15 protein-coding genes are annotated in these 14,242 nt (G+C 72.2%); 9 read left to right on the forward strand and 6 right to left on the reverse strand.

The window, feature by feature from the left end:
• The 4 genes from CMN_RS01955 to CMN_RS01970 all read right to left on the reverse strand — a co-directional run bounded on the left by CMN_RS01955 (position 1) and on the right by CMN_RS01970 (position 3,766).
• Positions 1-903, reverse strand: coding sequence for a hypothetical protein (locus tag CMN_RS01955; RefSeq protein WP_015489183.1), 903 nt, complete (start codon positions 901-903; stop codon positions 1-3).
• 91 nt (positions 904-994) lie between these two features.
• The gene (locus CMN_RS01960) at positions 995-1,624 is read right to left on the reverse strand and encodes an SDR family oxidoreductase (protein WP_015489184.1); all 630 of its coding nucleotides are present in this window, start codon (positions 1,622-1,624) and stop codon (positions 995-997) included.
• Entirely contained in the window at positions 1,621-3,042 is a 1,422-nt protein-coding gene (locus CMN_RS01965) for a DUF6421 family protein (RefSeq protein WP_015489185.1), read from the reverse strand. Before CMN_RS01965 ends, CMN_RS01960 begins: the two co-directional genes overlap by 4 nt.
• A 136-nt stretch (positions 3,043-3,178) precedes the next feature.
• A complete protein-coding gene (locus CMN_RS01970) occupies positions 3,179-3,766 on the reverse strand; it encodes a GNAT family N-acetyltransferase (RefSeq protein ID WP_015489186.1) in 588 nt (195 codons plus the stop codon).
• Between the two features lie 114 nt (positions 3,767-3,880).
• Here CMN_RS01970 and CMN_RS01975 point away from each other — a divergent pair, with 114 nt between their 5' ends.
• The 8 genes from CMN_RS01975 to CMN_RS14600 all read left to right on the forward strand — a co-directional run bounded on the left by CMN_RS01975 (position 3,881) and on the right by CMN_RS14600 (position 11,066).
• Positions 3,881-5,098: an inorganic phosphate transporter gene (locus CMN_RS01975; RefSeq protein WP_015489187.1), complete on the forward strand. Its 1,218-nt coding sequence runs from the start codon at positions 3,881-3,883 to the stop codon at positions 5,096-5,098.
• Between the two features lie 11 nt (positions 5,099-5,109).
• Positions 5,110-5,421, forward strand: a complete 312-nt coding sequence (locus CMN_RS01980) for a hypothetical protein (protein WP_015489188.1) — start codon at positions 5,110-5,112, stop codon at positions 5,419-5,421.
• 2 nt (positions 5,422-5,423) lie between these two features.
• Complete coding sequence (locus tag CMN_RS14590; protein ID WP_015489189.1) at positions 5,424-6,134, forward strand: DUF3349 domain-containing protein; 711 nt, start codon at positions 5,424-5,426, stop codon at positions 6,132-6,134.
• A 47-nt stretch (positions 6,135-6,181) separates the two neighbouring features.
• On the forward strand, positions 6,182-6,844 hold the full coding sequence (locus CMN_RS01990; RefSeq protein ID WP_015489190.1) for a TetR/AcrR family transcriptional regulator: 663 nt from the start codon (positions 6,182-6,184) through the stop codon (positions 6,842-6,844).
• Positions 6,841-8,544, forward strand: a complete 1,704-nt coding sequence (locus CMN_RS01995; RefSeq protein ID WP_015489191.1) for an MDR family MFS transporter — start codon at positions 6,841-6,843, stop codon at positions 8,542-8,544. Before CMN_RS01990 ends, CMN_RS01995 begins: the two co-directional genes overlap by 4 nt.
• Before the next feature lie 120 nt (positions 8,545-8,664).
• A complete protein-coding gene (locus tag CMN_RS02000; protein WP_015489192.1) occupies positions 8,665-9,108 on the forward strand; it encodes an SRPBCC family protein in 444 nt (147 codons plus the stop codon).
• Between the two features lie 156 nt (positions 9,109-9,264).
• Positions 9,265-9,756, forward strand: coding sequence for a helix-turn-helix transcriptional regulator (locus tag CMN_RS14595; protein ID WP_015489193.1), 492 nt, complete (start codon positions 9,265-9,267; stop codon positions 9,754-9,756).
• On the forward strand, positions 9,753-11,066 hold the full coding sequence (locus tag CMN_RS14600; RefSeq protein ID WP_015489194.1) for a HipA domain-containing protein: 1,314 nt from the start codon (positions 9,753-9,755) through the stop codon (positions 11,064-11,066). The genes CMN_RS14595 and CMN_RS14600 overlap by 4 nt, the downstream gene beginning before the upstream one ends.
• A gap of 79 nt (positions 11,067-11,145) precedes the next feature.
• Here the strand turns inward: CMN_RS14600 and CMN_RS02015 are convergent, their stop codons facing one another.
• Complete coding sequence (locus CMN_RS02015; protein ID WP_015489195.1) at positions 11,146-12,828, reverse strand: histidine-type phosphatase; 1,683 nt, start codon at positions 12,826-12,828, stop codon at positions 11,146-11,148.
• Between the two features lie 208 nt (positions 12,829-13,036).
• Here CMN_RS02015 and CMN_RS02020 point away from each other — a divergent pair, with 208 nt between their 5' ends.
• A complete protein-coding gene (locus CMN_RS02020; protein WP_015489196.1) occupies positions 13,037-13,966 on the forward strand; it encodes an AEC family transporter in 930 nt (309 codons plus the stop codon).
• A gap of 9 nt (positions 13,967-13,975) precedes the next feature.
• Here the strand turns inward: CMN_RS02020 and CMN_RS15070 are convergent, their stop codons facing one another.
• Positions 13,976-14,134 (reverse strand): hypothetical protein, encoded by a 159-nt coding sequence (locus tag CMN_RS15070; protein WP_015489197.1) that lies wholly within the window; start codon positions 14,132-14,134, stop codon positions 13,976-13,978.
• Positions 14,135-14,242: the final 108 nt, after the last annotated feature.

Raw genomic sequence — 14,242 nt, forward strand, 5'->3', positions numbered from 1 at the left:
TCAGCTGCCGCCCGTGACGAGGTCGCACTCCAGCTCGTCCGCCGCCGCCGCGACGACCTCGAAGGAGGCGGCGCCCGCGCGGATCGTCACCGTCGACATGCCGACCCAGCGCGGGTGCGGCTCGGCGGTCGTGCTCGAGATGGCGTGAAGGAGGATCCGGAGGCGGTCGATGGAGAGCGTCGCGGTGCGGCGGCGGATGACCTGGTCGCGGCGGGTGAGGATCAGCAGCTCGCGCGGCGAGCACGCGGCGACCGCGCCGGCGAGGCTCATCGGACGGAGGCGCTGCAGCGCGCCCAGGAGGCCGTCGGCGGTGGGCACGAGCGGCGTGCGCGGGCGCGACGACAGGTAGCGGAGCTGCGGATCCCGGGAGGCCAGGTCCCAGTACGCCGCCGCGACGCCGGCCTCGTCGTGCCCGACGTCGATGCGCGGGGTCGCCCGCGGGGTCCGCGTCGGGCAGGAGCTCGGCACGCCGGCGGACTCGGCCGCGAGCGTCATCAGCAGCTCGGTCAGGTCCACGACCACGTCGGCGGATGCGCCGTTGAACGGGATCCGGAGGGCCTGGCCGTCGGCCGTGTGCACCGTGAGCAGGCCGTCGAGGAGGTCGACGCGATCGCGGACGGCGACGAGGTCGGCGAAGGGGATGCGCCGGGCGGTGAACGCGGATCCGACGCGCGAGAGCACCTCCAGGTCGCGGTCGCCGACGACGAGGAGGTGGTCGTACAGGTCCATCGACGGGTCGGTGTCGCGGCGCGGGATGTCGCGCGGCACCTTGAGCACGAGACGTGCGGCGAACGGATCGACGCCGTGCGGGCGGTAGAGGCGGGGGATCTCGTCGGCGGTGCGGACGGTGTCGATCCACGGGCCGAAGGCGTCGTGCTCGGCGGTTCTGGCGTGCGAGGTCACCCCGCGAACGTATACCGCGCTCCGGCGCCCGCGGCAGGGGCATGCGACCCCTCTCCGGGGCGGTCGCCCGTGTGCTACGGCAGCGGCCGCGTCAGCCCTCGATCAGGTCGCGCTCGGGCGGCACGGAGGTCCACAGCCCGACGACCCGACGTGCCAGCGCCTCCTCGAGCCCGCCGAGCGCCTTGACGACGAAGATCGTGGTGCGCGCGGGGGATCCGGCCTTGGAGAACCCGCGGTCGACGGCGCGCACCCACGTCTCGGCGGCGATCTTCGCGGTCGAGTAGTTGGCGCCGCCCGGGTACGGGCGCTGCACGGCGGTGGAGGAGACGATCGCGAGGCGGCCGGCGTCGGACGACTGCAGGTCGGCGTCGAACGCGCGCGTGGTGTTGCGGAGCGTGGTGACGAGGCGCTCGTGCAGGAAGTCCCAGTCGTCGTCGGTCTGGCCCTCGAGGCCGTTGCCGCCGCGCCAGCCGCCGACGAGGTGGATCAGGCCGTCGACGCCGCCGAGGTCGGCCCGGATCCGCGCGGCCAGGTCCACGACGGCCGCGTGGTCGGCGAGGTCGCACACCTCGCGGCGCTCGGCGTCGACGTCCGCGAGCCGTCCGGCGTCTGTGCCGACCGCGACGACGCGCGCGCCCGCCGCCGTGAGCTCGGCGCACACGGCCCGGCCCGCGGCGCTCGACGCGCCCGCGACCACGACCACGCGGCCGTCGACGCTCACGCGGCCTGCCCCGTGATCCCCGCGGTCGAGGAGATGACGTCGCGCATCTTCTTCTCCAGCGCCTCGAAGAACATGCTGAGCGGGAACTCGTCGTCGAGCACGAGGTCGGTGAGGCCCTTCGGCGGACCGTCGAGCGGCAGCGCGTCCGGCCCCTTCGCCCAGGTGGACGCGGGGTGCGGCGTGACCGTCTCGGTGACCATCGCGTAGGCGGCCAGCCAGTGCGCGGTCTTCGGCCGGTCGATCGAGCGCCAGTAGAGGTCGTTCACCCGGTCGGCGAGCGCCACGACCACGTCGGCGACGTCGTCCCAGTCGATCGTGAGGCGCGTGTCGGTCCAGTGCAGCACGTGGTGCTGGTGCAGCCAGGCGAACAGCAGCTGGCCGCCGAGGCCGTCGTAGTTGCGGACGCGGGAGCCGGTGATCGCGAACCGGAAGATGCGGTCGAAGATCACGGCGTGCTGCACCATGCCGGCGCGCTCGAGGAGGGCGTCGTCGGCGGCGGTGCGCTCGGCGGGATCCACCGCGGCGAGCCGGCGCTGGATGCGGACGGCCTCGCGGAACGCGGTGAGGTCGCAGCGCAGCTCCTCGATCGAGTAGAGGAAGAACGGCATCCGCTGCTTGATCATGAACGGGTCGAACGGCAGGTCGCCGCGCATGTGCGTGCGGTCGTGGATGAGGTCCCACATCACGAAGGTCTCCTCCGCGAGCCGCTGGTCGTCCAGCAGGCGCCGCGCGTCCTCCGGCAGCTCGAGCTTCGTGACCTCGGCGGCGTGGCGCACCACGCGGCGGAAGCGGGCGGCCTCGCGGTCGGCGAAGATCGCGCCCCAGGTGAAGGTCGGCACCTCGCGCATGGCGACCGTCTCGGGGAAGAGCACGGCCGAGTTGGTGTCGTAGCCGGGCGTGAAGTCGACGAAGCGGATGGGGACGAACAGCGCGTTGCCGTAGTCGCCCGCCTCCAGCTCGGCGACGAACTTGGGCCAGACGACCTCGATGAGCACGGCCTCGACGAGGCGGCTGGCGCTGCCGTTCTGCGTGGTCATCGGGAAGACCACGAGGTGCCGGATCCCGTCCACGCGGTCGCGCTGCGGCTGGAACGCGGTGAGGGCGTCGAGGAAGTCGGGGACGCCGAGGCCCTGGTCGACCCAGCGGGCGAAGTCGACGTCGAGGGCTGCGAGGTAGGCGGCGTCGTGCGGGAAGAGCGGGGCGAGCGCGCGCACGGAGTCGCGGATCACCGTGATGAGCCGGGCGGCCTCCGCGTGGTGCGCGGCCTCGGGGATCGACCCGTCCTTGGCCTGCATCGGCTGGAGCGCGACGGCGGCGTCCTTGAGGGCGAGCCAGGCGGGGGAGGAGGCGACGGTGCTCGCGTCCTCGACGACCTCGGGCTCGCCGATGACGGCTGCGGGGGCTGCGGCGCTGGACATGGATCGACCTCCGATCGTGCGGGTGCGTGCGGTCCCTCCACCGTATCCGCGGGATCGGCGTCGCATCCTGTCCCGCGAGCGGGTTCCGCGCGTGGATCCCGCCGCGCACGCAGCATCCGTGCGTGGGCGGCAGGGGCTACGCCTCGTCGTCGTCCGGCACGGGAGTCGTCGTCCCCGTCTCGTGGTCGCGGCGCAGCACCGCGTAGCCGACGGAGGCGCGCGGCTCGCCGCCCGCGACGGGCCAGCCGTCGCGGTAGTGCGCCTCCTTCACGAAGCCCGCGCGCACGAGCACCCGGCGCATCGCCCGGTTGTCGTCGCGGGTCTGCGCCTCGAAGCGCGTGACGTGGGGGTACGTGCGGAACACGTGCGCGGTCAGCGCGCGCACCACGGGCGCGCCGAGCCCCCGGCCGCGCCAGGCCTCGGCGAGGCGCAGGTCGAGCAGCACCCCCGGATCCTCGAGGTCGTCGAGCACCGCGAGGCCCACGCGGCCGTGCCCCTCCACGTCGATCCAGAGCGCCGCGTGCGCGGGCCCCGCGAAGTCGCCGTCCGCGATGCGCGCGTCGACCTCCGCCGCGGTGGGCCGCGGGCGCATGTGGAAGGGGAACGCGTTCCCGGTGAGGAACGCGCGGATCCCATCGACCTCGGCGTCCACGTCGACGGGCACGAGGCGCACCTCCGGCGTCGCGGCGGCGTCGGCGGTGTCGGTCGGGGAGGTCGAGGTCATGGGGGTCTCCTGTCGGCGTCGGCGGTGCGGCCCTCCACAGGCGCGGATGAACAGCGGGTGAACCCGGCTGTCCTCCGTAGAGGGGACAGGCGGGCAGGGCGCAAGCTCGTCGCCGTGGATCCCTTCATTCTCCTCGTGCTCGTCGTCATCACGGCGCTCGCCTTCGACTTCACCAACGGCTTCCACGACACGGCGAACGCGATGGCCACATCCATCGCGACCGGCGCGTTGAAGCCCAAGGTCGCGGTCACGCTCTCCGCCGTGCTCAACCTGGTGGGCGCCTTCCTCAGCATCGAGGTCGCGCTCACGGTCACGAACGCGGTCGTGAAGATCCAGGACAAGTCGGGCGCCCCCGACCCGGCGCTGCTGCAGGGCGGCGGATCCGCGCTGCTGCTCATCGTGCTCGCGGGCCTCATCGGCGGCATCGTGTGGAACCTGCTCACCTGGCTGCTCGGCCTCCCGTCGAGCTCCTCGCACGCGCTGTTCGGCGGCCTCATCGGCTCGACGCTCGCGGGCCTCGGGCTGAACGGCGTGAACTGGGCGGGCGACGGATCCAAGCTCGACGGCGTCGTGGGCAAGGTGATCCTGCCGGCGCTCATGTCGCCGATCCTCGCGGGGGCGGTGGCCGCCGTCGGCACGTGGCTGGTCTTCCGCATCGTCGGCAACCTCGCCGGCCGCGGCCTCGACCGCACCTTCCGCATCGGCCAGATCGGCAGCGCCTCGCTCGTCTCCCTCGCGCACGGCACGAACGACGCGCAGAAGACCATGGGCGTCATCACGCTCGCGCTCATCGCGGCGGGCGGCTGGACCGACACGGAGTCGGTGCCGTTCTGGGTGAAGATCAGCTGCGCGCTCGCCATCTCGCTCGGCACCTACATCGGCGGCTGGCGCATCATCCGCACGGTCGGCAAGGGTCTCGTCGAGATCGACACGCACCAGGGCATGGCCGCCGAGAGCTCGTCGGCCGCGGTCATCCTCGCGTCCAGCCACCTCGGCTTCGCGCTCTCCACCACGCACGTCGCCACCGGGTCCATCCTCGGCTCCGGCGTCGGCCGGCCCGGCGCGCAGGTGCGCTGGCGCGTGGCGCTGCGCATGGTCGTGGCGTGGATCATCACCCTCCCGGCCGCCGCCCTCGTCGGCGCGGTCATGTGGTGGCTCGGCCACCTCATCGGCGGAGCGGCCGGCGGCATCGCGATGACGCTCGTGCTCGTCGCCGTCTCGATCACCGTCTACGTCCGCTCGCGCAAGGACGACGTGGGCGCGCACAACGTGAACGACGAGTGGTCCGACGAGAAGGCCGCCCGCCCCGCCCCCCAGCCCGCCGACGCCTGAAGGATCCCGCCATGCTCCCCCTCTTCCTCTCCGCGGTCGGCCAGGTCGCCCTCGTCGCCCTCGTCCTCGGCGCGGGCCTGCCCGCCCTCTTCGCGCTCGGGGTGCGGTCGTTCGCGCTCGCCAGCCCCGACACGAGCGGCCGCGTCGCCGGATCCGACTCCGCGCGCCGCATGCCGCCCGTCGTCCTCCGGGCGGTCGGTGCCCTCTGCTACGCGGTCGTCGTCCTCGCCGTGGTCGCGGGCCTCACGCTCATCATCGCGACGGGCTTCGGCCAGTCGGTGAGCTTCGAGCACGTCATCCCGACCTTCACCTCGAAGGGCTGATCATGACCGAGAGCGCATCCGAGGGCGGCGGGCCGGGCGACGGCGCGACCGGCGTCGTCGTCCCCGACCGCCACGACCGCGGCATCGTCCAGCGCGTCGTCGGCTGGCTGCGGGCGGGCTACCCGACCGGCGTGCCGGACCAGGACTACGTGCCGCTGCTGGGGATCCTCCGCCGCAGCCTCACCGCCGAGGAGCTCGAGCAGGTGGTCGACCAGCTCGTCGACGACGCCGTGGCGGCGGACGCGGCGGGCGAGGAGATCGGCCGGAGCCAGCTCCGCGAGCGCGTCGAGGCGATGCTGCTCGGCCCCGCGATGCCCGAGGACCTGGTGCGCGTCTCGGCCCGGCTGGCGGCGGCGGGCTGGCCGCTCGGATCCCCCGACGACCTGCACGAGCCGGACGCCGCCGGCGCGCGCGCGACCGAGCGCACGGGCCTCGTCTCCCGGATCGTCTCCTGGCTCCGCGCCGGCTACCCCGCCGGGCTCCCCGAGCAGGACTTCGTGCCGCTGCTGGCGCTGCTGCGTCGCCGTCTCAGCGACGAGGAGGTGCAGCAGGTGAGCGCCCGCCTCGCGTCCGAGGGCGGGCTGCCGGCCAGTCGCCTTGACGTCGCCTCCGCCATCGCGGGCGTCACCTCCGAGATGCCGTCGGACGCCGATGTCGAGCGCGTGCGCGCCTACCTCGAGGCGCACGGCTGGCCGGAGGGCTTCCGGATCTGACCCCGGCGGGGCTCCCGCACTTGCACTGCGCGCACGATGGTGCAAACATGCACTCCGTGACGACGAGTGCAACGGGACTCCGCGAGCGCCGCCGGGCGGAGACCTCGGCGCGTCTCACGACGCTCGCCCGACGCCTCACCGCCGAGCGCGGCCTCTCCGGCTTCACGGTCGAGGAGGTCTGCGACGAGGCCGGCGTCTCCCGCCGCACCTTCTTCAACTACTTCGCCTCCAAGGAGGACGCGCTCTTCGGGCGCTCCGCGCACGTCGACACCGCCGACCTCGAGGAGGCGTTCGTCGCGGCCGGCGACCCGCGGGATCCGGCGCTCTCGCCGACCCTCCTCGACGACCTCGCGGAGCTGTGCCTCGAGCGCTGGGCCCGCCTCGACACCGACGGCACCTCGATGCAGGACATGCACGCGGCCTTCCGCCGGGAGCCCGGCCTCCTCGTGCGCGCCCTCGAGGCCGCCATGGAGGACGAGGCGAAGGACGTGCTCCTCGTCGAGCGCCGCGAGGGGCTGCCCCCCGGCGACCTCCGCGCGTCCGTCGTCGTCCAGACCATGGGCTCGCTCGGCCGCGCGAGCGCGCGCGAGTTCCTCGTCCCCGGCAACGCCGACTCCATCCAGCTCATCCTGCGTCGGCGCCTCGACGCCCTCCGCGAGATCGCGCACCCCACCACCGTGACCACCCGCCAGCACGAACGGACCCCATGACCACCACCGCCCCGGCGCCCCTCCTGCTCACGCAGCGGCGCATCTGGATTATCTTCTCGGCCCTCATCGCCGGCATGCTCCTGTCGAGCCTCGACCAGACCATCGTCTCCACCGCGATGCCGACCATCGTCGGCGAGCTCGGCGGCGTCGACCACCAGGTCTGGATCACCACGGCCTACCTGCTCGCCACCACGATCGTCATGCCCATCTACGGCAAGTTCGGCGACGTGCTCGGCCGACGGAACCTCTTCCTCGCGGCCATCGCGATCTTCACGCTCGCCTCGGTGGGCTGCGCGTTCGCGACGGACTTCTGGACGTTCGTGGTGTTCCGCGCCGCGCAGGGCCTCGGCGGCGGCGGGCTCATGATCCTGTCGCAGTCGATCATCGCCGACATCGTGCCGGCCGACCAGCGCGGCAAGTACCTCGGCCCGCTCGGCGGCATCTTCGGCCTCTCGGCCGTCGGCGGCCCGCTCCTCGGCGGCTTCTTCGTCGACCACCTCACCTGGCAGTGGGCGTTCTACATCAACATCCCCATCGGGATCGCGGCCTTCGTCGTGGCGTTCATCACGCTGACGCTGCCGAGCAAGAAGGCGACGAAGCGGATCGACGTGGCCGGCGTGGTGCTCCTCTCGCTCGCGACGACGTGCCTCATCTTCTTCACCGACTTCGGCGGCGACACGGCATACGGCTGGGGATCGCTCGCCACCTGGGCCTGGGGCCTCGGCCTCGTGGTCGCGGCGTCGCTGTTCGTGTTCACGGAGTCGCGGGCGGACGACCCGGTGATCCCGCTGAGCCTGTTCCGGAACCCCGTCTTCGTGAACGCCACGGCCATCGGCCTCGCGCTCGGCATCGGGATGTTCGCGGCCATCGGCTTCGTGCCGACGTTCCTGCAGATGTCCACCGGCACGTCCGCCGCGGTCTCGGGGCTGCTGCTCCTGCCGATGATGGTCGGCCTCATCGGCATGTCGATCACGTCGGGCATCCTCATCAGCCGCACCGGGAAGTACCGGATCTTCCCCATCGTCGGGACGCTCCTCACCATGCTCGCGCTCGTGCTGATGACCTCGCTCACCGCCGAGACGCCCGTCTGGCTGATCTGCGTGTTCCTGTTCGTCTTCGGGCTGGGGCTCGGCCTGATCATGCAGGTGGTGGTGCTCGTGGTGCAGAACGCGGTGCCCGCGGCGCAGATCGGCACGGCGACCAGCACGAACAACTACTTCCGCGAGGTGGGCGCCGCGCTCGGCACGGCTGTGTTCGGCACGCTGTTCACGACGCGCCTCACCGAGAACCTCACCGGTGTGTTCGCCGGCGCCGGAGCGTCGCCCGACGCCGCCGCGAGCTCGGCCAGCAGCATCGACCCGCAGGCACTCAACGGGCTGCCCGACGCCGTGCGGGACGGGATCGTGAACGCGTACGCCGACGCGCTGGCGCCGGTCTTCTGGTACCTCGTGCCGTTCATCGCGATCGCGTTCGTGCTCTCGCTCGTGCTCAAGCAGATCCCGCTGTCGGACGTCGCTGGGCTCGTCGCCCGCGGCGAGGCGGTGGGCGGCGAGGAGGCCGAACGGCTCGAGGCGGAGCAGCGCGCGGGCGTCCGCGCCGGCACGAGCCCGGCGCAGGCGACCCGCCCGGACGCGGCCGATGATGCCTCGCGGGTCGCGGTGCCGTCGAGCGATGCGCGCGACGGCCGCCCCGAGCGCTGATCCCCGTCGACGGGATCACCCGTTGACACGGCCGCCCGCGGCTGGTCGACTCACGGCAGGGCCGTCGTCCCCTGAGGGGCGGCGGCCTGTCCCGTCCGCCCCGCACCACCGGAGGTCGCCGTGAGCGAGCCCATCGTCATCACCCGCACCTTCGCCGCCCCGCGGGAGCGCGTGTTCGACGCGTGGACCACGCCGGCCGACTTCTCCGCGTGGTTCGGCACCGCCGCGGTCGACGTGCCGCTCGACACCCTGCGCATGGACGTGCGCGTCGGCGGCGCGTGGAGCGCGGTGATGCGGCTGCCCGACGGCGGATCCATCGACTGGGCGGGCGAGTACGTCGAGCTCGACCGGCCGTCGCGCATCGCGATGACGATGACGGACCGGCCGGACGCGCCCGCGGGCGAGCCGCTCACGGTCGACCTCGAGGAGGTCGCGGGCGGCGCCTCGCGCATGACCATGACGCAGCGCGCGGGCGAGTTCACGCCCGAGCAGCGCGCGATGACGATCCAGGGCTGGAGCGCGTTCCTCGACGTGATGGAGGGGCTGGTCGCGCCGACCGGGTGACCGCTGCTGGTCGTGTCCGCATCCCATCCGCTGACTCGACCTCGTGATCAGCGGGGTCGCCATGGAACGCGAATGCGCCATGACGCCGATGTCACATGGACATTCCATTTAGCGCGTGTAACATGGGCGTTACATCACGAGGTGAGGGGAGCGAGCATGCGCGCATCGTGGTCGGCGGATCTCGGTCGCATCGCGCGCCAGCGGCGGTTGGACCTGGGGTGGTCGCAGGAGGAACTGGCCGCGAAGGCGGAGGTGACGCGTCAGTGGTTGACGCGCTTCGAGACGGGCAAAGGCGATCCCACGCTCTCGAAGGTGCTGCGCGTCCTACGGGCACTCAAGCTGCATGTGGATGTGGCCGCCGAGGAGCGTGTCGCGGTCACGCGGCCCCGCATGACGATCCCGGTCTACAAGCCCGCAAGCGTGGACACGTCTCATCTCGCTGCCGCCCTGGAGCAGTTCGCCCTCGTCGCTTCGCGGGTGAAGAAGCCCGATGAGAAGGCACTGGCGGCTGCTCTGGTCGCGATGCAAGACACCATGGCGGGGGCGATGGAACGGTTGTCGCGCTCCCAGCAGCAGATGCGGGGACAGGGGCAGCTCCCCTCCCGCTCCCGGTCTGCTCGCGGGGAAGATCATGAGGAGGCGAAGTGATCCGGGTCCTCGATGTGCGCCTATACGGCGTGCTCGTCGCCACCCTCGAACAGATCCGGCCGCGTGAATACGTCCTGGAATACACCAGAGAGTGGAGCGAAGAGGAAGATCTGCCTGTCTCACTGTCCCTTCCCGTCACGCAGCGGCGGCATGAAGGGGCAGTGGTGTTCCACTTCATCGACAACCTGTTGCCGGACAGCGGCCCTGTGCGCGATGCATGGGCGAGGGAGGCGGGACTCGCGGACACGGAGCCGTTCCAGCTGCTCGCCGTACACGGTGCAGACGTCGCTGGTGCCCTGGAGTTCTACCCGGCAGGGGAGGAATCCCGCTCGGACGGTCATCTGGAACCGCTCAGCCACGAATCCATAGCCGAGCGCATCCGGGCCATTCGAGACGATCTGCCCGACCCGGCGCTCGTGGAAGGCGAGGCAGGCCGTTTCTCCCTGGGAGGCGCCCAGGGCAAGTTCGCCCTGGCTCTCCGCGGAGGCGAGTGGTTCGCACCGACCGGCGTGCACCCGTCCAGCCACATCTTCAAGCCCAAGGTCGGTGCCCTCGCTGACGGGGAGATCATCGAGCACGTGACGATGACGGCGCTACCGTTGCTCGGCATTCCCGCCGCCCGGACCGAGATGCTGGACTTCGACACTGAGCGGTCCCTCGTGGTCACCCGCTTCGATCGACAACCCGCGGCGGACGGCGGCCTGACGCGCTTCCATCAAGAGGACCTCGTGCAAGCGACCGGCACCCCGCGGTTGAAGAAGTACCAGAAGGACGGCGGCCCGGGATATCGCGACATCCTCGGCCAGCTCAGCCGCATCCCGGACAGCGAGATCTCCGCGCTCGCGAGATCCCGATTCGTCGAGGCGCTCTTCGCTTCGTGGTTCCTGCTGAACACCGACGCCCACGGCAAGAACTTCTCGCTGAGGCACGCTGCTCCCGCGTTCGATCTGACCGAGATGTACGACTTCTCGTCCCTGTTGCCCTACATCCGGCCACGGGGAGATGCGCCGCGAGACCTGCTCCATGCCTTCGGTGCGACGCGGATGTCCATGGCCATCGCAGGGCGGTATGAGGCGGAATCGATGGGTGCCTTCGAATGGGCCGCGGTTGCGCGAGAAGCGGGCATGCCGGGCGATGCGTTCATCCAGTGGGCCAAGGACTTCGTGTCCATCGCGCCCGCCGTCTTCCGTCTCGTCGCGGGGGGCCTGCGCGAGGCGCATCGGACGTCGACCGTCGAGACGATGCTCGATCGGTTGGAGACGCGCTCCGAGCAAGTGCTGCGCATCTTGGATCGGGAGATCCGCATCTGATCCCACCTTCCACGCGAGAGGGCGATCCAGGGCTGGGCGCGTCGCTCGACGCGGTGGAGGGGCTGGTGGCCCCGACGCTCTAGCGCGTGCGGCTGGCGGCCCGGTCCTGTCGCGGCCGCCGCACCACGCCGACCGCGGTGATCCCCGCCGCGCCGAGCGCGAACGCGAGGACCGCGAGGAACGGCAGCTCGTCGGCCGACATGCCCGTGGCCGCCAGCGTGTCGCCGCGCGCGGCGGAGGCGTCGGCGGCGGCGAGCTCGGCGGGCGAGCCGGGGAGCCGACCGGGGTCGGAGGCACCGGGCGAGGTCGTCCCGGGATCCACCACGGCGGCGCCCGTGAGGCAGCGGCGCACCTCTCCGACGTCGTAGAACAGCGAGCCGGCCGCGATGGGCGTGCAGCCCGCGCGGAACGGGATCGCCTTCTCGTCGTAGAGCATGCGCACGATGGCGCGGCCGCTCGCGTCGCGGAAGACGTCCCACTGCACGTTCGCGGCCATGGGCGTGACGGTCTCGCCGCGCCAGGCGTTCGTCGCGTACGTGTACGGGGCCTCCGGCGTCACCGGCTGCGTCGAGCCCGGCAGGCCGAGGAGCGCGGCGAACGGGATGATCGTCTCGGCGTGCGCGAAGCGGAAGGTCGCGGCGGTGGAGGATCCGGCGAGCCGCGCGTCCATCGAGTCGAGGAAGTCGTCGAGGAGCGGCGTCGCCATCCGGTAGGTGATGTCGCTGCCCTGGAACGCCGGGCCCTTCGAGTAGAAGTCCTCGGAGTCGAGCAGGTAGGCGAACCACTCGGTGTCCGCATCGTCGCCGGAGAAGTAGCGGTCGAAGTCGACGCTGACCTCCTCCGTCATGTCGGGCGCGATGATGTAGAGGTTGTAGAGCATCATCGCGGCGTCGAGCTCGTCGTCGACGTGGGTGCCGCCGTCGCCGCCGTCGACGAAGTGGTACTGCCCGGCCGCGAGGCGGTCGACGAAGGCGGGCGTGTAGATCCGCTCGAGCAGGCGGCGCGCGGCCTCGTGGCTGCGGGGCTGGGCGTAGATGGCATCGACCGCGGCGGTCACCGCGGGCCCGTCCTCGTAGGCCTGGTAGTCGGCGTTGGCGGCCGACTTGTGGAAGTAGAGCGTGGCGGGGTCCTTGGCGATGTCCTTCGGCAGGTGCGAGGCGAGGAGCGGATCCGCCCGCTTCAGCCCCTCCGCGAACGCCGTGCCCGACGCGGTGGCGCGCGCCTCGCCCGAGCTCTCCAGCGCGACGGTGTCGGATCCCGCATCGATGGCGGCGAACAGCGACGGCAGCCGCTCGACGACGCGTGCGCCGATGCCGCGGTGCTGGTCGGCGCCCTGGCCCGTGAGGTTGCCGTAGCCGAGCTTCTTGTTCGCGGCCGTGAGCTTCGCGACCTCCGGGCCGAGGGTCTGGCCGAGCGTCGTGAGCGCGCCCTCGGAGCGGGCCTGCTCCCACACCTGCGTGGTGAGCGAGTCGTACTTGAAGCTCGAGAGTGCACGGGATCCGTGGCGCGCGACCGACTCCGTGTAGACGGGCGCGAACCCGGCGGGCGCGGGTGCGAGGTCGGCCGCGGTGCCCTGCGGGGCGTACGGGGTCTTGCTGCTGTAGTACGGGCGGTCGGCGGTGCCCGTGCCGGCCGCGGCGCCGGTGCCCGTGCCCGTGTCGGTCGCGGCGAGCGCCGGGAGGGCGGATCCGCCGCCGGCGATCCCGAGGGCCAGCGCGAGCGCGACGGAGGCGGACAGGCGGCGGCGGGTGCGGAGGCGCATGGGTTCCTGCTGGAGCGGGCGCGGCGCGGGGTGCGCGCGGCGGCGGGTGCGGGTCGGTCGCGGGTGCGACGGGGCCGACGCTAGGCGGATCGCATGACGCGGCGGTGTCCCGACGCTGAACGGGAGGGGCGACGGCCGCGGCGCCGGGTGCGCGTCGGGGCCGGCCGGGTCGCCCGTAGGGTGAGAGGACGCGCACGAGGGGAGTCGGATGATCGGGGTGCTGACCGGCTTCGCCATCATCGGCTTCATCATCGCCGTGGGCTACGGCGTCGGCCGGTCCGGGATCGCGGGGCCGGGCGCCCAGCACTCCCTCAACCGGGTCGCGTTCTTCGTCGCGACGCCCGCGCTGCTGTTCACCGTGCTCGCGAAGGCCGACCTGCACGTGGTGTTCTCGGCGTTCCTGCTCACGTCGGCGAGCGCGGTGGCCGTGGCGGCGATCCTCTACCTGGTGGTGGCGCGGATCCTCTTCCGTCGGCCGGTCGCGGAGACCACCATCGGCGCGGCGTCGGCGAGCTACGTCAACGCCAACAACATCGGCCTGCCGGTCGCGATCTACGTGCTCGGCGACGCCCAGCTCGTGGCGCCCGTGCTGCTGCTCCAGCTGCTGGTGCTCGCGCCGACGACGCTCACGGTGCTCGACATCTCGAGCCGCGGGTCCGCGTCGGTGGTCGGGATCCTCACCCAGCCGCTGCGCAACCCGATGATCATCGCGTCGATGCTCGGCATCCTCATCGCGATCACCGGGCTCCCGGTCCCCGACGCGATCTACGAGCCCTTCCGGCTCATCGGCGGCGCGGCGATCCCCATCGTGCTGATGGCGTTCGGCATGTCGCTGGTGGGGCGGAAGCCGCTCGCGCCCGGATCCGGTCGCGGCGAGATCATCGTGGCCTCGGTGATCAAGACGGTGGTTATGCCGCTCGCCGCGTTCCTCGTGGCCCGGTTCGCGTTCCACCTCGACGCGCCGCAGACGTTCGCGGCGACCGTGATCGCGGGCCTGCCGACCGCGCAGAACATCTTCAACTTCGCGTCGCGCTACGAGCGCGGCGTGGTGCTCGCGCGCGACACCGTGCTGATCACGACGGTCGCGTCGATCCCGGTGCTGCTGGTGATCGCGGCGCTGCTCGCGCCCGGCACCTGACGGCGGGACCTAGCGGCGGCGGGTCGTCGCGGCGCGCTGAGCGGCGCGCTTCTGCGAGCGCTTCGCCATCTGCGCCTTGCCCTTGGCCATGGCGGCCTTCCCCTGGCGGCTGCGCAGGAAGCGGCGGATGACGGGGACGGCGACGAACAGGAATCGGATCAGCGGCATGGTGCTCCTCGGGGGATCTGCGCGGATCGGCGGACCTGCACCTCTCGACCCTGCCAGGTATGGGCGCGCGCGACCGGGATCGGGGCGGATGCGGCGGGGAGCGGCCAG

The sequence above is a fragment of the Clavibacter nebraskensis NCPPB 2581 genome (assembly GCF_000355695.1).
GTDB lineage: Bacteria > Actinomycetota > Actinomycetes > Actinomycetales > Microbacteriaceae > Clavibacter > Clavibacter nebraskensis.

Coding starts and splice junctions, on each gene's coding strand:
- CMN_RS01990 (WP_015489190.1), top strand. CDS start 6,182: ATGCACTCCGTGACGACGAGTGCAACGGGACTCCGCGAGCGCCGCCGG.
- CMN_RS01980 (WP_015489188.1), top strand. CDS start 5,110: ATGCTCCCCCTCTTCCTCTCCGCGGTCGGCCAGGTCGCCCTCGTCGCC.
- CMN_RS15070 (WP_015489197.1), bottom strand. CDS start 14,134: ATGCCGCTGATCCGATTCCTGTTCGTCGCCGTCCCCGTCATCCGCCGC.
- CMN_RS02015 (WP_015489195.1), bottom strand. CDS start 12,828: ATGCGCCTCCGCACCCGCCGCCGCCTGTCCGCCTCCGTCGCGCTCGCG.
- CMN_RS01970 (WP_015489186.1), bottom strand. CDS start 3,766: ATGACCTCGACCTCCCCGACCGACACCGCCGACGCCGCCGCGACGCCG.
- CMN_RS01995 (WP_015489191.1), top strand. CDS start 6,841: ATGACCACCACCGCCCCGGCGCCCCTCCTGCTCACGCAGCGGCGCATC.
- CMN_RS14590 (WP_015489189.1), top strand. CDS start 5,424: ATGACCGAGAGCGCATCCGAGGGCGGCGGGCCGGGCGACGGCGCGACC.
- CMN_RS14595 (WP_015489193.1), top strand. CDS start 9,265: ATGCGCGCATCGTGGTCGGCGGATCTCGGTCGCATCGCGCGCCAGCGG.
- CMN_RS01965 (WP_015489185.1), bottom strand. CDS start 3,042: ATGTCCAGCGCCGCAGCCCCCGCAGCCGTCATCGGCGAGCCCGAGGTC.
- CMN_RS02020 (WP_015489196.1), top strand. CDS start 13,037: ATGATCGGGGTGCTGACCGGCTTCGCCATCATCGGCTTCATCATCGCC.